Raw genomic sequence first — 26234 nt, 5'->3', positions numbered from 1 at the left:
ACCGTGTGCGCTAAGTCGGCCGACGGGGCCGTGTACAACAAGTTCTTCTTGGAGGACTGGAATGGCCAACAAGGCCCAGCTGATCGAGGCGCTGTCGGAGCGCCTGGGCGACAAGAAGGTCGCGTCGGAGGCCGTCGATGGCCTTGTCGACATCATCATCCGGACGGTCAACAAGGGCGAGAAGGTGAACATCACCGGCTTCGGTGTGTTCGAGAAGCGCGCCCGCGCCGCCCGCACCGCGCGGAACCCGCGCACCGGTGAGACCGTCCGCGTCAAGAAGACCAACGTGCCCGCTTTCCGCGCCGGCACGACCTTCAAGGACGTCATCAGCGGTTCGAAGAAGCTGCCGAAGGCCACCGCTGTGAAGCGCGCGACCGCCGGCACCACCACTCGGGCCGCCGCCACCCGCGCGACGACGACCCGGACGGCCGCCAGCCGCCCGGCCGCGACGCGTACCACCACCACGCGGACCCGCGCCGCCGCCGCGACGACGCGCACCGCCGCGAAGCCGGCCGCCAAGGCGACCGCGACCAAGGCCGCCGCCAAGCCGGCAGCGGCCAAGGCGGCGCCGAAGACCGCGGCCAAGGCCACGACTCGCGCCACCACGGCCAAGAAGGCGACCGCCACCAAGGCCGCCGCGAAGCCGGCCGCCAAGGCGACTGCCGCCAAGGCTCCCGCCAAGAAGGCTCCGGCCAAGCGGACTTCGGCGGCCGCGAAGAAGAAGTAAGCTCTCTCTTCCAGAGTGAGCCAACGGCAGGGCCCCGCGCACGGCGCGGGGCCCTGCCGCATTTTCCGGGTACGAAGCCCTCAGAACCCGCTGACGTGGACGGATCTCCGCGAAGCACCCCGATGCGGCCGCCTGATTTCCCCTGACACGCTCGCATCCGGGTTCCGGGGGAAAGGGGGCCCCGCACCCGATCGGCGGCGGTCTGTGGCCGAATGCGCCGTGCCTGTAGCGATTGTCCGGCCCGAGCGAACCACGTCGCCGAATTGGTCCATCCGCTTGCCCGGGAATCGTCGGGGAAAAGGGGCTCGCGCGGTTTCCCGGGTCACCCTGATGGACGCATAGTCCGGTGGCACTCCAAAGTGGAACTTCCGGTGACGTCACCCACGTGGGGGAGTCGCTGACAAAATGCGGTTTCGCGGCTCCGTAATCGCGTGAAGGCCCCCTTCTCTCTGCTGAGCCGAGAGAAGGGGGCCTTCACGCGCAAGAAAGCGTCAGGGATGCGCCGGAGCAGGAGTGGGCAAAGGCGACGCGAAGTAGTCCGCGGCCACCAGTACCGGCCCGTCCTCCTCGGTCGGCGCCCGGAAAGACAGAACCCAGAACGAGCCCTTCTTCGACGGCACCACACCGCCGCGCGCGGCGGGCAGGTCGACGCCGTCGCGGTCCGCCAGCGCGCTGACGACGTCCGGGATCACGCCGCCCTGACTGGAGATCACCGGCGTCCCGCCGTCGCCGGCGATGGCCAGCAACCGTGCGACACCGAGCACGGGATCCGGCCAGTAGCCCTCTTCCGACAGCAGCGGCTCGTGCCGGATCTCGGTTTCGAGATCCTCGGCGAGCCCGTTCACCGTCTGGACGCACCGGAGCCGCGGCGCCGAGAGGACCCTGCCGGGCGCGTAGTGCTTCAACAGCGAACGCAGTGCTTCCGCCTGACGCTGACCCGCTTCCGACAGCGGGCGCAGGTCGTCGTCACCGTTCCACTCGTCCCGCTTACCCGCCTTGGCGTGCCGCACCAGGATCACCGTGGCGAGTTCCGGCGGCAGCGCGGAGAACTCGCGCAGCACCCGGACGTCCCCCGGCCGCGTCAGCAGTTTCTCCGCGGTCTCCGCGTCGAGCCAGCGCAGTTCGTCGACCTCGTCGTTCGGAGCGAACGAGCCGGAAGCGGCGTGAGCGGCGAAGTAGTCGACGGTCTTGGGCAAGCCCGACACGGTGTACTCGGTCCGGAACAGATAGCGGCCGAGCACCGCCTCGAATCCGGTCTCCTCCTGGATCTCCCGGACCGCCGCTTCCGCGATGGTCTCGCCCGGGTCCAGCTTTCCCTTCGGCAGCGACCAATCGTCGTAACGGGGCCGATGCACCAGCGCGACCTCGGTCCGGTCCCCGTCGCGACGCCAGAGGACGGCCCCCGCCGCCCGCACGACCCCGCTCATCCGGCGGCTCCGTGCCGCTTCGCCAGTTCGACCTGATGATCGCGGACGTCGTCACCCGAGGCGGGGAACGGGGTCCACTCGCCGGTGGCGGTCAGCACCCAGCATCGCGTCGCCGGATGCAGCGCGGACTCGAAGATGTAGTCCAGTTGCGCCGTCAGCTTCGGATCCTTGACCCGCACCAGAGCCTCGATGCGACGGTCCAGGTTGCGGTGCATCATGTCCGCGCTGCCGATCCAGTGCGTGCCGCCCGCGCGGAAGTTGAAGATCCGCGAGTGCTCCAGGAAACGGCCGAGGATCGACCGGACGTGGATGTTCTCGCTCAGCCCCTCCACACCCGGCTTCAGCGCGCAGATGCCGCGCACGACGATGTCGACCGGCACTCCGGCCTGCGAAGCGTGGTACAGCGCGTCGATGATCTGTTCGTCGACGAGCGAGTTGCACTTGAGCCGGATCCCGGCGGTCTGCCCGGCGCGCGCGAGTTCGATCTCCTCGCCGATCGCGCGCACGATGCCGCGGCGGATCCCGTGCGGCGACGTGAGGATGTTGCGGTAGGTGTCCTGGCGGGAGTACCCGGTGAGCACGTTGAACAGATCCGTCAGATCCGCGCCGATCGTCGGGTCGGCGGTCAGGATGCCGAGGTCTTCGTAGAGGCGCGCGGTCTTCGGGTTGTAGTTGCCGGTGCCGATGTGGCAGTAGCGGCGGATGGTCGAACCCTCCTGGCGCACCACCATCGACACCTTGCAGTGCGTCTTCAGCCCGACGAGGCCGTAGACCACGTGGACGCCCGCGCGTTCCAGGGTGCGGGCCCAGGTGATGTTGGCCTGCTCGTCGAACCGCGCCTTGATCTCGACCAGCGCGACGACCTGCTTGCCGGCCTCGGCGGCGTCGATCAGCGCGTCGACGATCGGGGAGTCGCCGGAGGTGCGGTACAGCGTCTGCTTGATCGCCAGCACCTTCGAGTCCGCGGCGGCCTGTTCGATGAACCGCTGGACGCTGGTGGAGAACGAGTCGTACGGGTGGTGCACGAGGACGTCGCCCTCGCGCAGCGTCGCGAACACCGACTTCGGCGTCTCGCGCTCACCGAACGCCGGATGCGTCGCGGGAACGAAAGGCCGGTCCTTGAGTTCCTTCCGGTCGACGCCGGAAAGCTGGTGCAGGCAGGTCAGGTCCAGCAGACCGGGCACCTCGACGACGTCGCGCGGGTCGACCTCCAGTTCGCGCAGCAGCAGTTCGAGCATGTGCTCGCTCATGTCCTGCGCCACTTCGAGCCGCACCGGCGGGCCGAACCGGCGCTGGGCCAGTTCGCGTTCCAGCGCCTGGAGCAGATCCTCGTCCCGGTCCTCTTCGACCTCGAAGTCCGCGTTGCGGGTGACCCGGAACGCGTGGTGCTCGGTGACCTCCATCCCGGTGAACAGCTCGCCGAGATGGGCGGCGATCAGTTCCTCCAGGGGAAGGAAGGTCGCGGTGCGGCTTTCCCTCGGCTGCTGCTCGATCCGCATCAGGCGCGGCACGTTGCTCGGCACCTTGACGCGCGCGAACCGTTCGGTGCCGCCCTCCGGGTCGCGGACGGTCACCGCGAGGTTGAGCGAGAGGCCGGAGATGTAGGGGAACGGGTGCGCGGGATCCACGGCCAGCGGTGTGAGCACCGGGAAGATCTGCTCGCTGAAGTAGTTGGACAAACGGAGCTGGTCGGCGCCGGTCAGGTCGTTCCAGCCGACGATGTGGATGTCTTCGTCGGCCAGCTGCGGCCGCAGGTGCAGTTCGAAGGCGTTCGTGTGCCGCTCGACGAGATCCTGGTTCCGCTTGGCGATGTAGGCCAGTTGCTCGCGCGGGGTGAGCCCGTCCGCGCTGCGGACCGGGAGCCCCGTCTCGTCACGGCGCTTCAGCCCGGCGACCCGCACCATGTAGAACTCGTCCAAATTGGACGCGAAGATCGCCAGGAACTTGCCGCGTTCGATGAGCGGCTGCGATTCGTCCTCAGCCAGCGCGAGCACGCGCGCGTTGAAGTCCTGCCACGAGAGCTCACGGTTGAAGTACCGGTCATCGGGCAGCGTCTCGACGGCGGTGGGCGCCGACGTCACCGCGGGAGGCGCGGCGGGCAGCGCGCGGAACTCCTGTGCGGGACGGCTCGCCGCCCCGCCGCGGGTCGCGCGGGGAGTGCGGTGATTGCCGGTGCTCTTCACCACGGGACCGGTCTTCCGCGCCCTGGCGGGTTTGGCCGCCGCGCTGGTGTCCGGTTCCGGTTTCGCGGCGGAGGTCTTCCGCTTCCTTGCCGAGTTCGGGGTGCCGCCGTCGTTTGTGCTCACGGGCTTCATTGTTCACCACTCGGCGCGATTATGTGCGCCGCGCGCGGGTCGTCGGGGTGAACTCTCGTCACATCACCACGCAGGGTGTTCCCAACAGTGTTGAAGTGCGCTTTCCGGCACCGAGGGTGCGGACGTGAGCGAGATCATCCGCGGTGTCCACGTCCGCGCGGAGTGAGTCCGCGGGAAGGGTGAGCGGGGTCGCACCGGAGGCGGTGTGCGCCCGTGCGGATCCCTCGCCGAACCGGGGTGCCAGCGCGCGGCCCGCCCCCGCGAGCAACAGCGTCGTGCCCGTTCCCTGCCGGTCCGCGACGAATGCCCGATGCCCGGCGGCTTCGGCGAGCGCGGCGGTGAGGTCCTCGGTCCGCAGCGCGGGCAGGTCGGCCTGCAGGGCACCGACGAGACCGGACGGTGTGTCCCGGCGCAGCAGCTCTTCGCCGTACCGCAGTGCCGCGTTCAACCCGCCCCGCGACGGCTCGGTGACGATCTCGACGCCCAGCTCGGTGAGATCCGCCACGGACGCCGGGTCGGCCGCGATCACCAGCACCCGGCGGACCCCGTCCGCCGAGGTCGCCGCGGACAGGGTGTCGTAGGCCAGCGCCAGCACCAGTTCGGGGTGCCGCTCGGGAACGACCGCGCCGCGAAGCCGTGACTTGCCCTCCGCCGGTCGTTTCATCGGCACGATCAGGTCGATGCCCATACTGTCCACATCTCTCTTCTTACCCGACCCTCCCTGGACCCCGCTCGCGTGCGCGCGGCAGGATCAGTGCTCTGGGACGGCACGCGCGACTTGGAGGAGGACGAATTGGCCCGGCGTGAGAAGGGCGGCATCTGGGTTGGCATCGCCGCCGCACTGTTCTACCCGGCGACGGCCATCGGCAAGCGGGTCTACCGCAACGCCGAGCGGATCCCCCGCGAAGGCGGCGCGCTGCTGCTGCTCAACCACGTGTCCCACATGGACCCGGCGGTGGACGCGGTGTTCGTGCACCGGCAGAAGCGGGTGCCGCGGTTCCTCGGCAAGGAGAGCCTGACCAGGACGCCGGTCTTCGGCAAGATCTTCGTCGGCGCGGGCCAGATCCCGGTCTCGCGCGGTTCGGCCGCCGCCGGCGACAGTCTCAAGGCCGCCCACCAGGCGTTGCGTGACGGCAAGGTCGTGGTGATCTATCCCGAGGGGACGATCAGCAAGGACCCGGACGGCTGGCCCAAGAAGCCGTTCACCGGTGCCGCGCGCCTCGCGCTGGAGACCGACGTGCCGGTGATCCCGATCGCCCGCTGGGGCACGAACCACATCTTCAACGGCTACACGAAGAAGTTCACGCCGTTCCCGCGCAAGAAGATCACGCACCTGGTCGGCGAGCCGATGGACCTGTCCGCCTACCGGAACGGTTCCACGCGCAGCGCGTCCAAGCTGCGCGAGGTCACCGAGCTGATGATGACCGAGATCACCGCGCTCCTGGCGGAAATCCGCCAGGAGGAACCGCCCGCGAAGAAGCCGGGGGACGACGCCTGATGGCCGGAACCGCCACCGAGGTCCAGCGCCTGACCGTGCTCGGCGCGGGATCGTGGGGGACGGCGTTCGCCAAGGTGCTCGGCGACGCCGGCCGGGACGTGACCATCTGGGCCCGGCGGCCCGAGGTCGCGGCCGAAATCCGGGACCGGCATCGCAATTCATCCTATTTGCCGGATATCGACCTGCCCGCGCGGATCACCGCGACGGCGGATCCGGCCGAGGCGCTCGACGGCGCGCAGGCCGTGGTCCTCGCGGTGCCGAGCCAGACGTTGCGGACCAACCTGTCGGAGTGGTCCGGTCTACTGCCCTCCGGCGCGATCCTGGTGAGCCTCGCGAAGGGCGTCGAACTGGGCACGCTCAAGCGGATGAGCGAGGTCATCGCCGAGATCGCCCGCGTCGGCGACGGGCAGATCGTGGTCGTGTCCGGGCCGAACCTGGCGAAGGAGATCGCGCTCGGGCAGCCGGCGGCGGCGGTGCTCGCGTGCACCGACCACGACAACGCCAAGGCGATCCAGCAGGCGAGCTTCAACCAGTACTTCCGGCCGTACACCAACACCGACGTCGTCGGCTGCGAGCTGGGCGGGGCGTGCAAGAACGTCATCGCGCTCAGCTGCGGGATGGCGGCGGGGCTGGGGCTGGGCGCGAACACCGTGGCCACGCTCATCACCCGGGGGCTCGCCGAGATGGCGCGGCTCGGCGCGAAACTCGGCGCCGACCCGCTGACCTTCGCCGGGCTCGCGGGCGTCGGGGACCTGGTGGCGACGTGCTCGTCGCCGCTGTCCCGCAACCGGACCTTCGGCGAGCGGCTCGGCCAGGGCGAGACGCTGGAACAGGCGCTCGCGGCCACCGGCGGCCAGGTCGCCGAGGGTGTCAAGTCGTGCACGTCGATCCGGGAGCTCTCGAAGAGTCTCGGCGTCGACATGCCGATCACCGACGCGATGCACCGCGTCTGTCACGAAGGTGTCGACCCCCGGCGGGCGGGCGCGGAGCTGCTCGGGCGGTCGCAGAAGCACGAGTGGTCCTGAGCAAGACCGCAGGATCGCGACAGACCGGGTCCGATTCGTGCTGCGAGCATGGTCGGCAGGTGCAGAACTCACGGTCCACGGTGTGAGATCGGTTGACCGCCGGGATCCGCACTGGTTCGCTGAGGGCATGTTCGCACGTGGGATGACTGTGTCGCGGGGCCTCTCGGGTCTTGGTGCGGTCGCGTGCGCGTGTCTCTGTTGTCGGTGAACCCCGCCCCGGCCCAGTTCGACACCTTCTTTCCTTTGCGAGGACTCCTTCATGTTCGCCGTCCCGGACAACACGCTCGTCATTCCCGAAAACCCCGCCCTGCGTCACCCGGTGCGGGTCGCGATCGAGTACGCCGCGGACCGTGACCGCTGGCGGCATCTCCTGCGCTACGACCCCGAGGCACGGTTTTCCGCCCTCGTCGACGCCGACGAACTGCAGGAGATCTGGTTGATGAGCTGGCTGCCCGGCCAGCACACCGACCTGCACGACCACGAATTCGCCGCGGGCGCGTTCACCGTGGTCAGCGGGCAGCTGAGCGAGACCGTCGCCCGGCACGCGTCCGACGGGCGGGCGGTGACGGAGCTGCATTCGCTGGCGGAAGGCCAGTCGCGTGTCTTCGGTCCCGGCTACATCCACGAAGTGCGCAACGACGGCCCGGATCCCGCCGTCAGCGTGCACGTCTACCGGCACCAGACCCGCACCATGCGCCCGTACCACCTGGACCCCATCTCGGGCCCGATCCGGGACTAGCCCTGGGTCAGGTCGCCGCGCAGCCGGAATTCGGCCTCGACGCGCTCCCGGGAGGCACCGGTGGCGAGCAGGGTGTGCAGCAAAAGCCGGGATTTGCGCGGGTCGAGCCAGCCCGCCATGGTCGCGCCCATCGCGATCAGGTCGGACTCCGAACCGCGGAAGCCGTAGGTACCGCGGAACGTCGGCCCGGCGCCGGTGCGGCCGGCGATCACGATCGGCAGATCGGGGAGCGCGCGCTCGATCACGTCGGCCGTCCCGGCCGAGACGTGACCGGCGCCGTTCGCGGCGAGCACCACTCCCTTGAGCCCGGCCTTGACCAGCGTCTCCAGGAGTTCGCCGGTGTCCTCGACGCCGCTCTCGAGGATCGGCACCAGCCCGGCGAAGTCCGCGTTCTCCAGGGACAACGGCGTCGGCCGGGCGGCGACCGGATGGAAGTAGTGCACGGCGCCCTCCGCGAGCAGCCCGAGCGGGCCGGCGGGATTCGATGAGAAGGCCTCGACGTGGCTCGAATGCGCCTTGCGGACCCAGCGCGCGGCGTGGACGTCGTCGTTGAACGCGACCAGCGAACCGCGGCCCCGGCTGCGGGGATCGGCGGCGACGGTGAGCGCGGCGAGGAGGTTCGCCGGACCATCGGCGCTGGGCAGGCTCGGGTTGCGCATGGCGCCGGTGACGACGATCGGGGCCTCGGAAGCCCAAGTCAGCTCGAAGAAATACGCGGTCTCTTCGAGGGTGTCCGTGCCCTGGACCACGACGACGCCCTCGGCGCCGTCGGCGACGGCCCGCGCGGCCCAGTCCCGGGTCCTGACGAGGGTCGCGAAGTCCATCGAAGCGCTGGAAATCCCCGCGAGGGTCTCCGCCCGGACGTCCATCGCCAGGTTCTCGCCCAGCTCGCCGAGCAGATCCGCCGCGGTGAGCCTGGGGACCGCGTGGTCTTCACCGTCGCCGGGGACCATGGAGATGGTGCCGCCCAAGGCGGCGACGGCGACCAGAGGCCGCCTGAACTGACTCGACATGTGCCCCATTCTTCACTCAATCACCGCAATTAGTCCTCTGGTTGCGGTAGTTGGCACTCCGAACCACCGCAACCAGAGGACGAAACGCGGAGGGTTTCAGGCGCGTTTGAACGCTTCGATGGTGAAACTGGCTGCCAGCCGTTGGGGATCCTTAGCCAGCCGCCATTCCTCGGTCGCCTCGTCGAGGGTCATGAACCCGGGCAGCGCGTTCCACGGCACGCTGTCGTGCTCCACCAGCTTCGTCAGTGTCAGTCCCGCGTCGAGCAGCGAAGTGACGATCTCACCCAGCCCGTGGTTCCATTCGTGCGTCCGGTTGTGCTCGAACGACACGTCGGTGTCCACATAGGTCCCCGGTTCGTCGAACACCAGCGGTTCGGCCTGCTCGAAATACGGGTAGTGCGGGGTGATCAGCGGCTGGGTCTCGTCGAGGGTGCCCAGCATCGGATGCATGTCCCGGATGAACAGCCGTCCGCCCGGCTTCAGCAGTGAGCCGACGACCTGTCCCCAGCGGGCGATGTCGGGCAGCCAGCAGATCGCGCCGATTCCGGTGTAGACGAGGTCGAACTCCCCGGCGCCCAGCACGTCGGCGGCACTGTACACATCGGACTCGTGGTAATCGATCTCCGCGCCCGTCTCGGCCGCCAGCCGTCGCGCGATCTCCAGCGCGGGTGCGGAGAAGTCGAGCCCGGTCATCCGCGCGCCGAGGCGGGACAGGGAAAGCGTGTCGGTGCCGATGTGGCACTGCAGGTGGACGCCGCGCGCACCGGAGACGTCGCCGAGCAGCGGCCGGTCGAAGGTGACCACCCCGCTGAGATGCGCGGGGTCCTTCACGAACCGTTCGTAGCCGTAATCCGCCGACGCGGCGTGCGCCGGAGCGCGTTCGTCCCAGTTCGCGCGGTTGACGGTGACGTAGTCCGTCACGAGGTCGCGGCCTTCTCGGCGGCACTGCGCAGCACGCAGAATTCGTTGCCTTCGGGATCACCCAGTACGGCCCAGCCGGTGCCGTCCGGATTACGCCGGTCGTGCAGCAGGGTCGCGCCCAGTGCCAGCACGCGTTCCACCTCTTCGTCGCGCGGGATGTCGGGCTCCAGGCAGAGATGGATCCGGTTCTTCACCGTCTTGGGTTCGGGGACCTGCCCGAAGAACAGGGTCACGCCGTTGTCCAGCACGATGATCGCCTCGGGGTCGCCGGGCACGTCGTCCTCGGCCATCGGCTTGCCGACGACGCCACTCCAGAACCGGCCCAGTTCGTAGGCGTCGGCGCAGTCGAAGAAGAAATTCTGTACGACAGAGGTCATGGAGCCGCAGTCTGCCCGAGCCCGCGAAGCCCGGCCAACGGTTTAAGTGCAGCGGTGCAAAGGCGTCCTGCCGGGTAGTAGGTCCGTGAAGGCCTCCTTCCCTACTTTCAGGGTAGGGAAGGAGGCCTTCACGACCAGGCGAGACCATCACGTCACGACTCAAGCCAGCCGCAGCCCCGGCGACCGGTGCACCTGCCGTTCCGCGTCGATGACCAGCACCTGGCACCCCGGCTGCGAAGCGACCCAGGCGATTCCCTCTGTCCCCATCGCGAAAGCGGCCGTGGCCAGGGAATCCGCCGTGACGAGGTCGTCGGCGGCGACCGTGACGCTCAGCAGCCCGGTCGCCGGGCGCCCGGTCCGCCCGTCCAGGATGTGCGCGCCGCGCTCGTATTCCGCCGACGTCGCGACGGCACCATCGGACGACTCCACCACGGCGCAGATCGCGTTCGGCCGTTCGGGATGCCGGATGCCGACCCGCCAGGCGCGGCCGGGTTCGGGTTCGCCGGCGGTGACCACGTCCCCGCCGGCGTTGACGCAGAAGACGTCCAGGCCCTCGGCCAGCAGCAGGGACGCCGCCCGCTGCACCGCCCAGCCCTTGACCACCGCGTTCGGGTCGAGCCGCCGTCCGGGGAGCCGCGCGGTGAACGCCCCGCCGGACAGCCGTTCGTAGTGATCGCACAGCGAAAGCACCTCGAGCAGGTCGTCGCTCAGCTGGGAAGGAGCGAGCTCGCCGCGGTCGTAGCGGCAGACCTCGCTGTCGGCCCTGAACGGGCTGAACCGGGCGTCGACCTCCCGCAGCCAGCCGAAGACGCCGTCGATCGCGTGGTCGACGAGGGCACCGCCCGCCCGGACGTCGACCGAGACCGGCAGTCCCATCACCTGCTCGACGCGGTTCATCTGGCGTCCAGCGCCGCCTGCAGCGATTTGACGTACGACTCGCTCGTCGAAGTCGCCCCGGAGACGGTGTCGATGTCGGCGCTCTGCGCGGTCAGCGTTTCCTGCTGGAGCACCGGGATCGCGTCGACCCCGCGCCCGCTGGTCGGCCGCCGCAGCAGCCGGACGTCGGCGATCTTGTCTTCGGCCGAGATCACCAGCTGCACCTGGACGGTGCCGTACCGGTTGCTCTCCACCGAACCGTCGACGGTGCGTTCGGCGCCTTCGGACGCGCCACCGTCCGAAGAGGACACGGTGGACGGCGCGGGCGCCGGTGCGGCGACGGCCACGGTCTCCGAACCGAGCGGACCCGGTTCGTACAGCCAGACACCGAGGAAGCCGAAGGCCGACAGGGCGACCGTGGCGGCGACGATGGTCTTCTTCATGATCGGGGACTCCCTGACTCAGGCGGCGAGACTGAAACGTTCGGCGTGGACTTGACCGGCGGGTACCTGCAACTCCCGCAGGCTGCGCAACGTCGCCGAGGTCATCCCGGGCGGGCCGCAGACGAACACGTCCCGGTTCCGGACGTCCGGAACCATCCGCCGCAGGCTGTGCGCGCCGAGAACCGGACCGTGCGGACCGGCCAGATCGGACGGTCCACTGAGGACCCGGACGACGGCGCCGCGCGCCCGCGCCAGCCCCATCAGCTCCGGCAGCAGCACCGCGTCGTGCTGGGTGCGGACGCGGTAGAGCACCACGACGTGCCCGGAGATCTCCTCCAGCAGCGCGCGGATCGGCGTGATCCCGACACCGCCGGCGACCAGCAGCGCGTCCGGTTTCTGTTGGTGCATCGTGGTGAACGCGCCGTACGGTCCTTCGGCGAACACCCGGGTGCCGACCTTCAGCGATCGCAAGGACGCGCTGCCGTCACCGGCCGCCTTCGCGGTCAGCCGCAGGGTGCGGCCGTCCGGCGCTGCCGACAGCGAGAACGGATTGGCCTGCCACCAGCGATCCCTGGTCATGAAGCGCCACAGGAAGAACTGGCCCGCCTTCGCGGGCATCTTGTCGAGGTGCTTGCCGGTCATGTAAACGGACACGGTGTCGTGGGATTCGGGGACCACGGCGACGACCTTCAGCTGGTGACGCAGGTTCCGCGCCAGCGGCAGGATCACGCGGCCGGCGACCACGGAGCCCAGCGCGACACCCCACATCGCCCACCAATAGGCCTGCGCGCCCGGCGAGGACGCGAACGACCCGCCCAGCGCGATCTGATGGCTGAACGCCAGAACGACCGCGGCGTAGGTGTAGAGGTGGATGAAGTGCCAGGTCTCGTACGCCAGACGCCGGCGGGCGAAGCGCGCGGAAACGGCGCCGACGAGCAGGATCAGCGCGAACGCGACGACCGCGCGCAGGATCCCCTCCAGTTTGGTCACCATCGTGACGAACTCGTCCACCACGCCGTTGTCCTCGACCTGCGCGTAACCGAAGAGGATGAAGACGAAGTGCGCGAGCAGCGTCCACAGGAGGCTGAACCCGGTCCAGCGGTGCCAGACGGTGAGCCGGTCCATGCCGAGGCGGCGGTCGAGCCACGGTAGCCGGGCGACCAGCAACAGCTGGAACGCCATCGCCAGCGCCCCGTAGAGCCCGGCCAGCCTGCCGATGCTGATGAGGACGTTGTCCGACGGCCCGGCGGCGAAGAAGAGCACGGTCACGGCGGCCACGTTGGCCCCGATGAAGGTCAAGAGCCCGGCGCGTGCGGCGATCCTGGGACGGATCGCCGGGCGCGGTTTCACGGCGGTCTGCGTCATGGTTGTCACACGTGGTCCCTTCCGGTCCGGTTCAGGTTCTGAGCCTCCTGTGCCAACCTGTGACCTTTCTTGGCGGAAGCTGTCGGCTTCCTGTCGTGTGCCCTCCCGCCTCGCTCTCGCGCGCGTGTTCACGGAGGATGGGGTTCGTGAACACCGAAAACCCCGTCCGCCTGCTCGTGGTGGACGACGAGCCGCATATCGCCGACCTGGTGGCCACCGTCGCCCGGTACGAGGGCTGGCAGGCCGTCACCGCCGGATCGGGCGAGGCCGCGCTCGCCAAGGCCGCCGAATTCGTGCCCGACATCGTCGTGCTCGACCTCATGCTGCCGGGGATCGACGGGTTCACCGTGCTGGACAAGCTCCGCGAGGCCGGGACGGCGGTGCCCGTGGTCTTCCTCACCGCGAAGGACGCGACGGCCGACCGTGTCGCCGGGCTCACCCGGGGCGGCGACGACTACCTCGTCAAGCCGTTCTCCGTCGAGGAACTGATGGCTCGGCTGCGCGCGGTCCTGCGCCGCAGCACCAGCCAGTCCAGGGCGGCCGCGGTGTTGCGGGTCGGTGACCTGACCCTGAACGAGGACACCCGCGAGGTCGCCCGCGACGGGAAACCCGCGGAGCTGACGCCGACCGAATACGAACTGCTGCGTTATCTCATGCGGCGTTCGCCTTCGGTGCTGACCAAGGCGCAGATCCTCGACCACGTCTGGGAGTACGACTTCGGCGGCCGGTCCAATGTGGTCGAGCTCGTCATCTCGCATCTGCGCCGCAAACTCGACGACGGCGGCGAACCGCTGATCCACACCGTGCGCGGCGTCGGCTACGTCGTCCGGCAGGCGGCGAGATGAAAATGCTGCGCCGGTGGTACGACGCCTGGCGCCGATCGAGGCTCGGGACCCGGCTGGCACTCGGGCTCGGTGTCCTGGCGCTGATCGTGTTCGCCGTCGTCGGCACCGTGATGGTCGGCATCATGAAGGGCTACCTGAACGACCGGCTCGACGAACAGCTCGCCAAGACCCAGATCAGCCAGGTGCCCTCGTTGCGCACCACGCACGGCGGGAAACCGCAGCAGGCCTACGGCTGGTTCTCGGCGGTCTTCTCGGTGCAGAACGGCGACGCGTCACCGCAGACGGGCGGTTCTCTGCCCCCGGACACGAAAGCGCTCGAAAAGGTCGCCGAGGACGCGACGCGGACCGAGGTGTTGCGCACCGTCTACATCGAGGACAAGGGCACCTACCGCGTCCGGGCCTGCCCGATCGAGCCGAGCCGGAACATCGTGCTGGTCAGCGCCGCGCCGCAGGCGGATCTGGACCGGACGGTGAGCCAGCTGGTGATGGTCGAGGTCGTCGCGTTCCTGCTGGCGCTGGCGGTGCTGGTGATCGCGGGACGGCTGGTGCTGCGGCGCGGGCTGCGGCCGCTGAGCGACATGGCCGGGACGGCGCACGACATCGCGTCGCACGATCTGACCACGAACGCCGATCTCCCGGTGCGCGCGCGGCCGAACGGTGGCGGCGCCGAGGTCGAGGAACTGCGGACGGCGTTCAACCTGATGCTGGCGCACCTCGATTCCTCGCTGGTCGCGCGCCGGGAGGCGAACGAACGGCTGCGGCGGTTCATCGCCGACGCCTCCCACGAACTGCGCACGCCGCTGACGTCGATCCGGGGCTACGCCGAGCTTTTCCGCTACGAGGCGGCCAACGAACCCGCCGAACGCGAGGCGCATCTGTCGAAGATCCGGGAAGAGACCCAGCGGATGAGCGTGCTCGTCGACGACCTCCTGCTCCTCGCGCGCCTCGACGCGCCGGAGAGCGAAGCGCCGCTACGGCTGGTCGATGTCGACCTCGCCGAACTGCTCACCGACGCGGGCGAGGCCTTCACCGCCGGGCGCCCAGAGCATCCGCTGACCCTCGGCCCGCTTCCGGAAGGTGTTGTCCTGCAAGCGGATCCGGTCCGGCTGCGGCAGGTGCTGGACAATCTCCTCGCCAACGCGGCGGTGCACACGCCACCCGGGACGGCGGTCACGCTGTCGGGCGCCGCCTCGAGCGCGGAGGTCGTCCTGCGGGTGAGCGACGCCGGGCCGGGGATCCCGCCGGAAGCGCGGGAACGGATCTTCGACCGGTTCTTCCGGGTCGACACCGCCCGCACGCGCGGCAACGGCGGGACCGGGCTCGGGCTTTCGGTGGTGCGCTCGCTGGTTTCCGCGCACGGCGGGACGATCGAGGTCGAGAGCGTGCCGGGGGCGACGACGTTCACCGTGCGGCTGCCCAGACGGCTCTCGTAGCGCTTCGCGGAGTGCTAGGAAAGGCCCGTTACTTGCAAAATTTGCCAGTAACGGGCCTTTCCTAGCGTCGGCTACCCCCTACCCGACGCGAGTCTTCACGTGGTCCGGCACCGTCCACTCCGAAACCAGGTCGACCGACGGTTCCGGTTCCCCGAAAACGGTCCGCACCGGCAGCACCCCCGCCCACGACAGATCGGCCGAGACCTCGTCCTCGGGGTCGTCGGGCCCTTCGCCGCGCATCTTCACCGAAGCCTCGGTGAGGTCCAGCTCCAGCACCGAAACCGACGCGAACTCCTTCGCGTTGACGTCCCGCGCGTGCTCCCACGAGCCGGGCGCGAGGTGGTCGGTCAGCACCCGGAGGCCGTGCATCTTCCGTTCGGCGTCGGTGACCGCGGCCGCCTTGCCCAGGATCACCGCGCTGCGGTAGTTCATCGAGTGGTTGTTGACCGAGCGCGCGTAGACGATGCCGTCGAGCAGCGTCACCGTGACGCAGACCTCGACGCCGTCGGAGTCGCGCATACTCTTCGCCCCGGTGGATCCGTGCAGGTAGAGCGTGTTCCCGTCGCGGCCGTAGCCGGTCGGGATGACCAGCGGGGCGCCGTCGCGCACGACGCCGAGATGGCAGATCAGGGCTTCGTCGAGCACCGCGTACAGCGCCGAGCGGTCGGTGAGCGCGCGGTTCTTCTTGCGGCCGAGTGTGGTCCGGTCGGTGGGAGAGAGCGGGGTGGACATGCGAGTAGTCTCACCCACGAGAGTGGACTGTAATAATGTCCAATTCCCCTATACTTGAGAAGGCCACTTCCGGAGAGCGCGGGGTACAGCATGTCCGACACCGCCCTGCCGGTCAGCCTCGACCGCGCTTCGCTCGTCCCGCTCGCGGTCCAGCTGGCCGACGCGTTGCGCGCCGCCGCGGGCGACGGGCATCTGCGCGGCGGAGACAGGCTGCCCTCGACCAGGGCGCTCGCGCACCGGCTCGGCGTCAGCCGCACGGTGACGTCGGCGGCGTACGAGCAGCTCCACGCGGAGGGCTGGATCGCCGGTCGCCACGGCTCCGGCACCTACGTCACCACGACACCACCCGCGGACAGGCCGTCGAAAGGCCCCGCGCCGGGCGTGGCCGCCGCACCGCTCACGCTGGTCGACCTCACCCCAGGCGTGCCGTGGGCCGACGGCATCGAGAAGGCCGCCTGGCGCCGTGCCTGGCGGGCCGCCGCCGACCCGCGGCCGACCTATCGCGAGGACAGGGCCGGGCTGCCCGCGTACCGGGACGCGGTGTCCGAACATCTGCTGCGTCACCGCGGCCTCGCCGCCGGAACGGTGCTGGCCACCGGCGGGACGACGGCGGCGGTGATCGAACTCGCGGGCGCGGTGCTCTCGCGCGGCGACCGGGTCGCGATCGAGGAACCGGGCTACCAGCGCGCGGTGCAGGCTTTCCGGCGGGCGGGTCTGGAGGTCGTGCCCGTCCCGGTCGACGAGGAGGGCCTGCGCCCGGACGCCGTCCCGGCCGACGTGCGCGCGGTGTACTGCTCGCCCGCGCACCAGTACCCGCTCGGCAGCCGGATGAGCGCGTCCCGCCGGGTCGACCTGGTCGAACTCGCCCGCGCCGAGGGCATGCTGGTGATCGAGGACGACTACGACGGGGAGCTGCGGTTCGACGTCGCGCCGCTGCCGCTGCTGGCCGCGCTCGCCCCGGACGTCGTCGCGCATCTCGGGACCACGAGCAAGATCCTCACCCCGGCGCTGGGCGCGGGCTGGATGGTCGCGCCGACCCAGGTCGCGGCCGCGGTGCTGGAGTACCGAGAGGGAACCGGGACGCGCCCGTCGCCGGCGGGACAACGCGTGCTCGCCGAACTGGCGCGGCACGGCGATCTGGGGCGGCACCTGCGGAAGCTCCGGCGGGAACTGTCGGAGCGCCGGTCCCTGGTGTCGGCGACGCTGACGTCGGCGGGGATCCCGGTGCTCGGCGACGACGCGGGGGCGCATCTGGTCGTCCCGTGCGGATCGGCGGCCGAGGAAGCGGCGCGGATGGCGGCGGCGGAACGCGCCGGGATCCGGCTCGACGGTCTGGCCCGTCACTTCGCGGGGACGCCGACGGTGTTCGGGAACCTCATCGGGTACGCGGGCTGTTCGCGGGAAGCGCTCCAATCCGCCCTCAAACCACTTCTCGCCGTTTTCGGTTGACCTCCACCTTGCTGGAGGTCGTAGCTTTCGGTCATGCAGGTGATCAGAGTGTCCCGATTCGGTGGTCCCGAAGTTCTCGAGCCGATCCAACTACCCACCCCCGAACCCGCGGAGGGTGAACTCCGCATCGCGGTGACGGCGGCCGGAGTCGGCTGGCTCGACGCCCTCATCCGGCGGGGTGACGGTCCCGACGTGTTCGAGGTCGAGCCGCCGTACGTGCCGGGTGGCGCGGTGGCGGGCGCCGTCGAGGCGGTCGGTGCCGGAGTCGACGAGACCTGGCTGGGCAAGCCGGTCATCTCCAGCGCGAAGGGCGGGTACGGCGGGGGATACGCGGACAAGGTCATCGCACTGCCGGACAGCACCTTCCCGATCCCGGAGGGCCTCGACTCCCAGCACGCGCTGGCCCTGCTCGACGACGGCAGTACCGCGCTGGCGCTGCTGGAGAAGACTCCGGTCCTGGCCGGGGAACGGATCCTGGTGGCACCGGGCGTCGGCGGTCTCGGCAGTCTGCTGGTGCAGCTCGCCCGCGCGGCGGGGGCGACGGTCATCGCGGCGGTCCGCGGCGGGGAAAAGGCGGCGATCGCCCGGAAACTGGGTGCCGAGCCAGTCGACTACTCGGGGGCGGACTGGACCGGTGAAGTCCTCGAACTCACCGGCGGCAAGCGGCTCGACGTGGTGTTCGACGGCGTCGGCGGCGAACTGGGCGCGGCATCGCTCGCCCTGCTCGGGAACGGCGGCCGGTTCTCCGGCTACGGCATGTCCAGTGGCGTGGAGACCGTGATCGGCGACGCCGACCGGGCCCGGCTGACCATTGTGGACATGGCGCAGCTGGCCGGGTTCTGGCCCGACGCGCCGCGCCGGGTGCGGGAGGTGCTGCGGCTGGCCGCGGGCGGGAACCTGACGCCGGTCATCGGCCGCACGTACTCGCTGACGGAGGCGTCCGCCGCGCATTCCGACATCGAAGGACGGCGGTACACCGGGAAGACCCTGCTGGTCGTTCCCTGATCAGAATCGCAGCGGCACCGCGGGGAGGTTGGCGGCGATGACGTCCGAAATGGTCTGGAGCGGCCCGGTCCCCGCGGTGTCCGGCACGGTGAGTGCCGTGTAGACGGGACGGTCGACCACGAACCAGGTCGCCGTGCCCTCGCCCTGGACCTGCAGCCACTGGACCTTGTTGATCGTCCGCAGCTGCGAGGTCCGGTTGAGCTCCGGCGGCTTGCCGAGTCCGCACCGCAGGACCACCGGGTCGCCGGTGCCCCAGCCGACCGCCGCCTCCGGGGCGGGCTCGGCCAGCTTCCGCCGGACCAGCGTGTTCCCGGACGACGTGAGTTCGTGCGGGAGCGCGCCGACGAGCTTCGCACAGTCGGGTGAACCCGACTGGAATGCCGGGATCGGGACGAGCGGGAGCGGCCCGGCTTCGGCCTGATCCGTGACGGGATCCGCGCCGCGCGTCAGCCCGAAGACGGCCACGCCCGCGACGAGCAGGACCGCCAGGCAGGCGGCCGCGATCAGCAGTGGTTTCGGGGGAGCGCCGGTGTCCGTGTCAGCCACCGGACAACTACACCACCTCTTACAGATTCACGACCGGGCAGGTCAGCGTACGGGTGATGCCCTCCACGTTCTGCACCTTGGCGACCACGAGCTGGCCGAGCTGGTCGACGGTTTCGGCAGCGGCCTTCACGATGACGTCGTAAGGGCCGGTGACATCCTCCGAACTGGTGACACCGGAGATGGTGGAGATCTCCGCGGCGACCGCGGCGGCTTTGCCGACCTCGGTCTGGATGAGGATGTATGCGTGGACCACGGCGCGCCCCTTCGTAAAAGTCGGCTCAAGGTAGGAACGTTGTAGCAACGTATCGCCAGCCCCGGGAAAAACCTAGGGCTTCCGACTATCGGTGATCGACATTTGTCCGGACAAGGGAAAGTGGAGGTGACGGGTGTCACCGAATGACGGCACGGTCGCCGGTACCGGTGAATTCCGGTTGATCGAGGCGGTGACGTCCGGCCGGAAACAGCCGAAGTCGACGCTGCTCGGACCGGGGGACGACGCGGCCGTCGTGGCCACCCCGGACGGCCGGACGGTGGTCTCCACCGACGTTCTGGTGCAGGGCGTGCACTTCCGCCTCGACTGGTCCAGCGCTGAACAGGTGGGGCGCAAGGCGGTCGCGGTGAACCTCACCGACATCGCCGCCATGGGCGCCCGCCCGACGTCCGTCCTCATGGGATTCGCCTGCCCGCCGGACACCGAGACGTCGCTCGTCGTCGAGCTCACCAAGGGCATGTGGGCCGAAGCCGACCGCGCCGGAGTGGGGATCGTCGGCGGCGACATGGTGAGCGCGGGCCAGATCGTGATCAGTGTCACCGCGCTGGGCGACCTCGGTGGCCGGGAACCGGTGACGCGGTCCGGCGCCCGCCCCGGCGACGTCGTCGCGGTGTGCGGACGCCTCGGCTGGGCGGCCGCCGGGCTCGCCGTGCTCGGACGGGGCTTCCGCTCACCGGTCAGCGTGGTCAACGCGCAGCGCTGCCCCGAACCGGACTACGAAGCGGGCGTCCGCGCGGCCGACGGCGGCGCGACGTCGATGATCGACGTGTCCGACGGGCTGCTGTCCGACCTCGGTCACATCGCCACCGCCTCCGGCGTGGGGATCGACGTGCGGACGGCGGATCTCGACGTGTCGAGCAGGCTGACCGAAGTCGGCACCGCCCTCGGCGCCGATCCGCTGAAGTGGGTGCTCACCGGCGGCGAGGACCACGCGTTCGCGGCCACTTTCCCCGCGTTCGCCGACCTGCCGGAGGGCTGGACCGAGATCGGCGTCGTGACGATGCCGGATTCGGGGGTGACGGTGGACGGAAAGCAGTACGGGCACAAGAGCGGCTGGGAGCACTGGCGCTAGCGTCCCGGTTGGGCCGATTACCTGCTTCCCCCGCGAGACGGCCGATGGCTAATCTCGCGCTCATGGACCTTCGTGTGCTGCCCTACGACCACCCCGACGCGGTGAAGCTGCTGGCCGAAGCCCAGCTCGAACTGGCCGCCCGGTACGGCAGTGAAGACGAGACGCCGATGGACGGCGCTCAGTTCGCCGCACCGAAAGGGCTCTTCCTGGCCGCGTACCTCGATGACGCCCCGGTCGCGTGCGGCGCTTGGCGCGCGCACGACGGACCCGATCCGCTGCTGCCCGGCGACGCCGAGATCAAACGCATGTTCGTGATGGCCTCGGCACGCGGGCGCGGGCTCGCGCGGGCGATCCTCGCCGACCTCGAACGGACGGCCGCCGAAGCCGGGCGGAAGCGCATGGTGCTGGAAACCGGCGACAAACAGCCGGAGGCCATCGCGCTGTACCTGTCGGCGGGTTACCGGGAGATGCCGGGTTTCGGGTACTACAAGGACGAACCGGAAAGCGTCTGCTTCGGCAAGTCGCTGATCTAGGAGAACGCATGCCGATCTACGCACTGGGCGACCTCGAACCCTCGATCCACCCCGACGCCTACGTCCATCCCGACGCCACGGTGATCGGCGACGTCCGGATCGCGGCGTTCGCGTCGGTGTGGCCGCAGACGGTGCTGCGCGGCGACCACGGGTACATCGAGATCGGCGAGCGGTCCAACGTCCAGGACGGCTGCGTCCTGCACTGCACCCGCGAGGAGCCGACGGTGATCGGGAAGTCCTCCGCCGTCGGGCATTCCGTGCACATCGAGGGCGCGCGGATCGGCGAGGGCTGCCTGATCGCGTCGGGATCGGTGGTGCTGAACGGAACCGTCGTCGAGGACGGCGGGATGGTCGGCGCGGGCGCGGTTCTCTCCTACGGGTCCCATGTGGACGGTGGGCACATCGCGCTCGGCGTCCCGGCGAAGACCCGGCCGAACACGTCGTTCGGGCCGGACCTGATCAAACGGGTCGTCGACGGGTACGTCGAGCGCGCGGCCCGGTTCCGGGTCGAACTCCGGCGGCTGGGCTAGGACGGCGCTGGTGACCGGTGTCTCAGTGCACCGGAAAAAAGGGGCGCCGACCGGCCTGGGTAAGCTCGCTCGCCGTGACCGCACGACCGCTGCAGGACATCGTCGAAGCAGGCTGGGCGCAAGCCCTCGAACCGGTGGCGCCGCAGGTCGCCGCGATGGGGGAGTTCCTCCGCGCGGAGATCGGCGCGGGCCGGACCTATCTCCCGGCCGGGGAACATGTGCTGCGGGCCTTCCAGCAGCCGTTCCACGACGTCCGGGTGCTGATCGTCGGCCAGGACCCGTACCCGACGCCCGGGCACGCCGTCGGGCTGAGCTTCTCGGTGGCGCCGGACGTCCGGCCGATCCCGAAGAGCCTGATCAACATCTACAAGGAGTACGGCGAGGACCTCGGGCACCCGTTGCCGTCGAACGGCGATCTGACCCCGTGGGCCGACCAGGGTGTCCTGCTGCTCAACAGGGCGCTGACGGTGCAGCCCGGCAAGTCCAACTCGCATCAGGGCAAGGGCTGGGAAGACGTCACCGAGCAGGCCATCAAGGCGCTCGCCGCACGAGACGAGCCGATGGTGGCGATCCTGTGGGGCCGCAACGCGCGGAACCTGAAGCCGATGCTGGGGAAGGTGCCGTGCATCGAGTCGGCCCACCCGAGCCCGCTTTCGGCGCACGCCGGGTTCTTCGGCTCGCGTCCGTTCAGCCGGGCGAACCAGCTGCTCGCCGACCAGGGTGCCGGCCCCGTGGACTGGAAGCTCCCCTGACCGCGCGATTGGTCCTCTAGTTGCGAAAGACCCCGCGACGCACGTCGCTGTGGCCGGTGTGACTCCTGAGGTGACGCTCAAGTCCGTGAAGGCCTCCTTGCCTACCCTCAAAGTAGGCAAGGAGGCCTTCACGGACTGCGGAGGCAGCTCGAACGCGCATAAAAAATGGCGGGTGCTCCGAAGAGCACCCGCCATTCCCCAAAAATCCGGCTCAGCCGCGAACGACCTTGCCCGCCTTGATGCACGAGGTGCAGGCGTTCAGGCGCTTGCGCTGGGACAGACCGATCTTGGCGTGAACGGTCTGGATGTTCGGGTTCCACCGGCGGTTGGTACGCCGGTGGGAGTGCGAGACCGACTTGCCAAAGCCCGGTCCCTTGCCACAGACGTCGCACACGGCAGCCACGTCGAACTCCTCTGGATCTGGGACAAAGAATGATGCGCCCAGCATGCTGGGCAACTCGACCATAGTAACCAGTGGCTCAGAGCCCTCCGGCACCGGGTCGATACCCTCGCTGGAACAGCTAGGAGGTTACGGCGTGCGGGTGCTGGACGTGGCGGCGGTGTCGGCTTGGTCGGCGGCCTGTGTGCACAGTTTGTCGGTGCTGCGGCCGGCGATCGACGGCATCAACGTCTACCCGGTCGCCGACTCCGACACCGGCTCCAACCTGCTGTTCACCATGACCGCGGCCCGCGACGCGCTGGCGGAGGCGGAGCCCGGGACCACCGCCGAGGCGCTGGCGGCCTTCGCCAAGGGCGCGGTCGCGGCGGCCAAGGGCAACTCCGGCGTGATCATGTCGCAGGTCGTGCGCGGGATCGCCGAGTCGGCGGCGGCCAGGGACCTCGACGGACCCGGGCTCGCGGACGCGCTCGGGTGCGCGGACAGGGCCGCCACGGGGGCGGTGAGCCGCCCGGTCGCCGGGACCATCCTGACCGTCCTCCACACCGTCGCCGCGACCGTCCGCGACGCGACCGGGTCGCTCGAAGAGGTGGCCGCCACCGCGGCGAGCGTCGCCGCCGAAGCCCTGGAAGAGACCCCCAAACAACTGCCCGTCCTGGCGGTGGCCGGGGTGGTCGACGCGGGCGCCCGCGGGCTGGTCGCGGTCCTCGACGCCCTTGCCGGCGTGATCTCCGGCGGCATCACCGAGCCGGAACATCCGCTCGAAGCGCACCGCCATCACACGATCGACCCGCCGACGGCCTGGGAGGTCATGTACCTCCTCGACGGCGTCGACGAGAAAAGCCTCCCCGGGCTGCGCAAGACCCTCAGCGGCCTGGGCGACAGCGTCACCGTGGCCGGCGACGGCGCGGGAAGTTTCGCCGTCCACGTGCACTGCGCGGACATCGGCGCGGCGCTGGAGGCCGGGATCGAGCTGGGCCGCCCGCGCAAGGTCCGGGTCGAGCCGCTGATCACGCCCACGCCGGTCGAGGTCGGCGGCGGTATCGACCGTTCGGTGGTCGCCGTGGTCCACGGCGGGCCGCTGGCCGAACTGCTGCGGGCCGAGGGGGTCGCGGTGCTGTCCGTGCCGCCGGGCGTCGCGCCGACGGTCGAAGAGATGCTGGGCCTGATCAACGAGGCCGCCGGGCACCACGTCACCGTCCTCCCCGGCGGTCAGGGGCTGACCGCGGCGGCCGACGCGGCGGCGGGGCACGCGATGGCCGCGGACCGCGACGTCGTCGTCATCCCGTGCGTGTCACCCGTTCAGGTGCTCGCCGCGCTGGCCGTGCACGACAAGGACCGCCGCACCAACGACGACGTCGTCGCGATGGCCGAAGCGGCCGCCGCCACCAGGCGTGGCGAGCTGCGGATCGCGCAGGAGGAGTCGCTAACCTGGGTGGGCCGGGCGCAGGCCGGTGACGTCGTCGGTCTCGTCGACGGCGAGGTCGTGCTGATCGAGCCCGCGCCCGCCTCGGAGACGAGCCTGGTCGCGGCGGCGGTCGGTGTGCTGAACCGGATGCTGGCCCTCGGCGGCGAGCTGGTCACCGTGCTGACCGGCGTCGACGTCCCGGTCCGGTTGCCCGGCGAGCTGGCCGATCAGCTCCGCCTGGAGCATCCCGAGGTCGAGTTGACGAGTTACGCCGGCGGCCAGACCGACGCCGTGCTGCTGATGGGGGTGGAGTGACCGGATGACGAACCTGCGCGCGGACCTCAAGCTGGTCGTGGGCGCGGCGACGGCGAAGGCACTCGCCAAGGGCCTCAAGATCGAGACGGTCAGCGACCTGCTGCGTCATTATCCGCGCCGCTACGCCGAACGCGGCCAGCTCACCGACATCGCCGGTCTCGAACTCGGTGAGCACGCGACCGTGATGGCGCGGATCGAGCGGGTCAACAAACGCCGGATGAAGGCACGCAACGGCACCTTGCTCGAAATGGTGATCACCGACGGCAAACGCCGCCTGCAGTGCACCTTCTTCAACCAGGCCTGGCGCGAAAAGGACCTGGTGCCCGGCAAGAACGGGCTCTTCGCGGGCAAGGTCACCGCCTTCCGCGACGTCCTGCAGCTGGCGAACCCCGAGTACGAACTGTTCGACGCGGAACGCCAGGCCGAGGCGATGGACGACTTCCTCGCCGAGATCATCCCGGTGTACCCGGCGGCGCAGGGGATCCCGACCTGGGTGATCGCCAAGAGCGTGCGCCAGGTGCTGGACGTGCTGGAGGTCGACGAGGACCCGATGCCGCTGGAACTGCTCGCCCAGTACGGCCTGCCCAGCCTGGAAAGCGCGCTGCGCGGCATCCACCGCCCGTCGGGCTGGGACGCGCTGAACTCCGCGCGCCGCAGGCTCAAATGGGACGAAGCCATGGCGGTGCAGCTGATTTTCGCGCAGCGACGGCATTCCCTGGTCTCCCGGCCCGCGAAAGCCTGTCCGCACACCGACGGCGGCATCCTCGACGCCTTCGACAAACGGCTCCCGTTCGCGCTGACGTCGGGCCAGGAGGAGATCGGCGAGGAGATCTCCCGGGATCTGTCCACCGAGCATCCGATGAACCGGTTGCTGCAGGGCGAGGTCGGTTCCGGCAAGACCGTGGTCGCGCTGCGCGCCATGCTGCAGGTCGTCGATTCCGGGCGGCAGGCGGCGATGCTCGCGCCGACGGAGGTCCTCGCCGCGCAGCACGCCCGGTCGCTGCGCGAGATGCTCGGCGACCTCGGGCAGGCGGGCGAACTCGGCGGCGCGGAGAACGCGACGCGGGTGACCCTGCTGACCGGTTCGATGGGCGCCAAGGAACGCAAGAAGGCGCTGCTGGAGACGGTCAGCGGCGAGGCGGGGATCGTCGTCGGCACGCACGCGCTGATCCAGGACACGGTGTCCTTCGCGGACCTCGGCCTGGCCGTGGTCGACGAACAGCACCGCTTCGGGGTGGAGCAGCGGGACGCGCTGCGCTCCCGCGGTGCCGACGAGACCAGCCCGCACGTGCTCGTCATGACGGCGACGCCCATCCCGCGGACGGTCGCGATGACCGTCTACGGCGATCTGGAGATTTCCGCGCTGCGGGTCATGCCCGCGGGCCGGTCGCCGATCAAGACGTCGGTCGTGCCGGTCGCGGAGCGCCCCGCGTGGCTGGACAGGGCGTGGCAGCGGGTCCGTGAGGAATGCGGCAAGGGGCACCAGGCCTACATCGTCTGCCCGCGGATCGGCGACGAACCGGCGTCGGACAAGGGCGACAAACGGCCGGCGCTCGCGGTCCTCGAAGTGGCCCCCGAGCTGGCCGAAGGTCCCTTGAAGGGGTTGAAGATCGGCGTCCTGCACGGCAGGATGCCCGCCGACGACAAGGACGCCGTGATGCAGGCGTTCGCCAAGGGCGACCTGGACGTGCTCGTCGCGACCACCGTGATCGAGGTCGGCGTGAACGTGCCGAACGCGACGGCGATGGTGATCATGGACGCCGACCGGTTCGGCATCAGCCAGCTGCACCAGCTGCGCGGCCGCGTCGGCCGGGGCAGCGTGCCGGGGCTCTGCCTGCTGGTCACCGAAACCCTGGACGGCACGACCACCCGGGAGCGGCTCGCCGCCGTCGAATCCACGACGGACGGGTTCGAACTGTCCAGAATGGACTTGGAGCTGCGCCGCGAGGGCGACATCCTCGGCGCCGCGCAGTCGGGGAAGAAGTCGACCCTGAAACTGCTGTCGCTGCTGCAGGACGAGGAAGTCATCGCCGAGGCACGCGCCCGTGCGTTGGAAATAGTCGAAAAGGACCCGGCTTTGGGGAATTACCTGGGGCTGGCACACATGATCGCCGACGTCGTCGACGAAGATCGTGTGGAGTACCTGGAAAAAAGCTGACGTGAACATCTCTGCCCGATCGGACCTTGCCGCCGGACGGGCGGCGGGGTGTTCTTGTTCCG

General features: G+C 70.0%; 27 protein-coding genes. 14 read left to right on the top strand and 13 right to left on the bottom strand.

What is annotated here, in order from left to right:
* Nucleotides 1-61 precede the first annotated feature (61 nt).
* The gene (locus tag ACLJPX_RS27115; RefSeq protein WP_101609846.1) at nt 62-727 is read left to right on the top strand and encodes an HU family DNA-binding protein; all 666 of its coding nucleotides are present in this window, start codon (nt 62-64) and stop codon (nt 725-727) included.
* Nucleotides 728-1218: 491 nt separating this feature from the next.
* Here the strand turns inward: ACLJPX_RS27115 and ACLJPX_RS27110 are convergent, their stop codons facing one another.
* The 3 genes from ACLJPX_RS27110 to cofC are packed head-to-tail and all read right to left on the bottom strand — an operon-like array spanning nt 1219 to nt 5157.
* Nucleotides 1219-2154, bottom strand: coding sequence for an NUDIX hydrolase (locus ACLJPX_RS27110; protein ID WP_410602850.1), 936 nt, complete (start codon nt 2152-2154; stop codon nt 1219-1221).
* Nucleotides 2151-4469, bottom strand: coding sequence for an RNA degradosome polyphosphate kinase (locus tag ACLJPX_RS27105; protein WP_410602848.1), 2319 nt, complete (start codon nt 4467-4469; stop codon nt 2151-2153). Before ACLJPX_RS27105 ends, ACLJPX_RS27110 begins: the two co-directional genes overlap by 4 nt.
* 58 nt (nt 4470-4527) lie before the next feature.
* Nucleotides 4528-5157: a 2-phospho-L-lactate guanylyltransferase gene (gene cofC / locus ACLJPX_RS27100; RefSeq protein ID WP_101609844.1), complete on the bottom strand. Its 630-nt coding sequence runs from the start codon at nt 5155-5157 to the stop codon at nt 4528-4530.
* Nucleotides 5158-5223: 66 nt separating this feature from the next.
* On the opposite strand from cofC, the gene ACLJPX_RS27095 reads away from it, so the two are divergent.
* The 3 genes from ACLJPX_RS27095 to ACLJPX_RS27085 all read left to right on the top strand — a co-directional run bounded on the left by ACLJPX_RS27095 (nt 5224) and on the right by ACLJPX_RS27085 (nt 7731).
* Nucleotides 5224-5967 carry a lysophospholipid acyltransferase family protein gene (locus ACLJPX_RS27095; RefSeq protein WP_168214384.1) on the top strand — a complete coding sequence of 248 codons (744 nt, stop codon included), beginning with the start codon at nt 5224-5226 and terminating at the stop codon, nt 5965-5967.
* Nucleotides 5967-6992 (top strand): NAD(P)H-dependent glycerol-3-phosphate dehydrogenase, encoded by a 1026-nt coding sequence (locus ACLJPX_RS27090; protein ID WP_410602846.1) that lies wholly within the window; start codon nt 5967-5969, stop codon nt 6990-6992. Before ACLJPX_RS27095 ends, ACLJPX_RS27090 begins: the two co-directional genes overlap by 1 nt.
* Before the next feature lie 259 nt (nt 6993-7251).
* Nucleotides 7252-7731 carry a cysteine dioxygenase gene (locus ACLJPX_RS27085; RefSeq protein WP_101609842.1) on the top strand — a complete coding sequence of 160 codons (480 nt, stop codon included), beginning with the start codon at nt 7252-7254 and terminating at the stop codon, nt 7729-7731.
* On the opposite strand, the gene ACLJPX_RS27080 is transcribed toward ACLJPX_RS27085, so the two are convergent.
* From ACLJPX_RS27080 to ACLJPX_RS27055, 6 genes are all read right to left on the bottom strand, one after another.
* Entirely contained in the window at nt 7728-8744 is a 1017-nt protein-coding gene (locus ACLJPX_RS27080; protein ID WP_410602844.1) for an asparaginase, read from the bottom strand. The genes ACLJPX_RS27085 and ACLJPX_RS27080 overlap by 4 nt on opposite strands.
* A gap of 96 nt (nt 8745-8840) precedes the next feature.
* Nucleotides 8841-9665 (bottom strand): class I SAM-dependent methyltransferase, encoded by an 825-nt coding sequence (locus ACLJPX_RS27075; protein WP_410602842.1) that lies wholly within the window; start codon nt 9663-9665, stop codon nt 8841-8843.
* A complete protein-coding gene (locus ACLJPX_RS27070) occupies nt 9662-10042 on the bottom strand; it encodes a VOC family protein (protein ID WP_101609839.1) in 381 nt (126 codons plus the stop codon). Before ACLJPX_RS27070 ends, ACLJPX_RS27075 begins: the two co-directional genes overlap by 4 nt.
* Nucleotides 10043-10201: 159 nt before the next feature.
* On the bottom strand, nt 10202-10939 hold the full coding sequence (locus tag ACLJPX_RS27065; RefSeq protein ID WP_410602839.1) for an FAD:protein FMN transferase: 738 nt from the start codon (nt 10937-10939) through the stop codon (nt 10202-10204).
* Nucleotides 10936-11361 carry an FMN-binding protein gene (locus ACLJPX_RS27060; protein ID WP_410602837.1) on the bottom strand — a complete coding sequence of 142 codons (426 nt, stop codon included), beginning with the start codon at nt 11359-11361 and terminating at the stop codon, nt 10936-10938. The genes ACLJPX_RS27065 and ACLJPX_RS27060 overlap by 4 nt, the downstream gene beginning before the upstream one ends.
* Nucleotides 11362-11379: 18 nt before the next feature.
* Nucleotides 11380-12726, bottom strand: coding sequence for a ferric reductase-like transmembrane domain-containing protein (locus tag ACLJPX_RS27055; RefSeq protein ID WP_410602835.1), 1347 nt, complete (start codon nt 12724-12726; stop codon nt 11380-11382).
* A gap of 146 nt (nt 12727-12872) precedes the next feature.
* Here ACLJPX_RS27055 and ACLJPX_RS27050 point away from each other — a divergent pair, with 146 nt between their 5' ends.
* Nucleotides 12873-13571 (top strand): response regulator transcription factor, encoded by a 699-nt coding sequence (locus tag ACLJPX_RS27050; RefSeq protein WP_101613432.1) that lies wholly within the window; start codon nt 12873-12875, stop codon nt 13569-13571.
* The gene (locus ACLJPX_RS27045) at nt 13568-15004 is read left to right on the top strand and encodes a sensor histidine kinase (protein WP_410602833.1); all 1437 of its coding nucleotides are present in this window, start codon (nt 13568-13570) and stop codon (nt 15002-15004) included. Before ACLJPX_RS27050 ends, ACLJPX_RS27045 begins: the two co-directional genes overlap by 4 nt.
* Nucleotides 15005-15082: 78 nt before the next feature.
* On the opposite strand, the gene ACLJPX_RS27040 is transcribed toward ACLJPX_RS27045, so the two are convergent.
* Complete coding sequence (locus tag ACLJPX_RS27040; protein ID WP_410602831.1) at nt 15083-15736, bottom strand: pyridoxamine 5'-phosphate oxidase family protein; 654 nt, start codon at nt 15734-15736, stop codon at nt 15083-15085.
* 90 nt (nt 15737-15826) lie between these two features.
* Between ACLJPX_RS27040 and ACLJPX_RS27035 the strand changes: the two genes are divergently transcribed.
* On the top strand, nt 15827-17185 hold the full coding sequence (locus tag ACLJPX_RS27035; RefSeq protein ID WP_410602829.1) for a PLP-dependent aminotransferase family protein: 1359 nt from the start codon (nt 15827-15829) through the stop codon (nt 17183-17185).
* A gap of 33 nt (nt 17186-17218) precedes the next feature.
* Nucleotides 17219-18190, top strand: coding sequence for a zinc-binding dehydrogenase (locus tag ACLJPX_RS27030; RefSeq protein WP_410602827.1), 972 nt, complete (start codon nt 17219-17221; stop codon nt 18188-18190).
* On the opposite strand, the gene ACLJPX_RS27025 is transcribed toward ACLJPX_RS27030, so the two are convergent.
* Both ACLJPX_RS27025 and ACLJPX_RS27020 read right to left on the bottom strand, forming a co-directional pair.
* Nucleotides 18191-18736 (bottom strand): DUF3515 domain-containing protein, encoded by a 546-nt coding sequence (locus ACLJPX_RS27025; RefSeq protein ID WP_410602825.1) that lies wholly within the window; start codon nt 18734-18736, stop codon nt 18191-18193. It lies immediately after the preceding gene.
* A gap of 19 nt (nt 18737-18755) precedes the next feature.
* Nucleotides 18756-18989, bottom strand: coding sequence for an Lrp/AsnC family transcriptional regulator (locus ACLJPX_RS27020; RefSeq protein WP_101609830.1), 234 nt, complete (start codon nt 18987-18989; stop codon nt 18756-18758).
* 133 nt (nt 18990-19122) lie between these two features.
* Here ACLJPX_RS27020 and ACLJPX_RS27015 point away from each other — a divergent pair, with 133 nt between their 5' ends.
* The 4 genes from ACLJPX_RS27015 to ACLJPX_RS27000 all read left to right on the top strand — a co-directional run bounded on the left by ACLJPX_RS27015 (nt 19123) and on the right by ACLJPX_RS27000 (nt 21894).
* Nucleotides 19123-20079, top strand: coding sequence for a thiamine-phosphate kinase (locus ACLJPX_RS27015; protein ID WP_410602823.1), 957 nt, complete (start codon nt 19123-19125; stop codon nt 20077-20079).
* A gap of 62 nt (nt 20080-20141) precedes the next feature.
* A complete protein-coding gene (locus ACLJPX_RS27010; RefSeq protein ID WP_410602821.1) occupies nt 20142-20612 on the top strand; it encodes a GNAT family N-acetyltransferase in 471 nt (156 codons plus the stop codon).
* Nucleotides 20613-20620: 8 nt separating this feature from the next.
* Nucleotides 20621-21142, top strand: coding sequence for a gamma carbonic anhydrase family protein (locus ACLJPX_RS27005; protein ID WP_101609827.1), 522 nt, complete (start codon nt 20621-20623; stop codon nt 21140-21142).
* 74 nt (nt 21143-21216) lie between these two features.
* A complete protein-coding gene (locus tag ACLJPX_RS27000; RefSeq protein ID WP_101609826.1) occupies nt 21217-21894 on the top strand; it encodes a uracil-DNA glycosylase in 678 nt (225 codons plus the stop codon).
* A gap of 211 nt (nt 21895-22105) precedes the next feature.
* Here the strand turns inward: ACLJPX_RS27000 and rpmB are convergent, their stop codons facing one another.
* Entirely contained in the window at nt 22106-22297 is a 192-nt protein-coding gene (gene rpmB / locus ACLJPX_RS26995; RefSeq protein WP_007031450.1) for a 50S ribosomal protein L28, read from the bottom strand.
* Nucleotides 22298-22430: 133 nt separating this feature from the next.
* Between rpmB and ACLJPX_RS26990 the strand changes: the two genes are divergently transcribed.
* Together ACLJPX_RS26990 and recG are read left to right on the top strand one after the other, a co-directional pair.
* On the top strand, nt 22431-24014 hold the full coding sequence (locus tag ACLJPX_RS26990) for a DAK2 domain-containing protein (protein ID WP_410602818.1): 1584 nt from the start codon (nt 22431-22433) through the stop codon (nt 24012-24014).
* A 4-nt stretch (nt 24015-24018) separates the two neighbouring features.
* The gene (recG, locus tag ACLJPX_RS26985) at nt 24019-26172 is read left to right on the top strand and encodes an ATP-dependent DNA helicase RecG (RefSeq protein ID WP_410602816.1); all 2154 of its coding nucleotides are present in this window, start codon (nt 24019-24021) and stop codon (nt 26170-26172) included.
* Nucleotides 26173-26234: the final 62 nt, after the last annotated feature.

Source organism: Amycolatopsis sp. lyj-90, from assembly GCF_046549035.1.
In the GTDB taxonomy this organism is placed as follows: Bacteria; Actinomycetota; Actinomycetes; order Mycobacteriales; family Pseudonocardiaceae; genus Amycolatopsis.
Note: the sequence above shows the minus strand (reverse complement) of the source record. Positions and strands in the feature narration are given on the sequence as shown.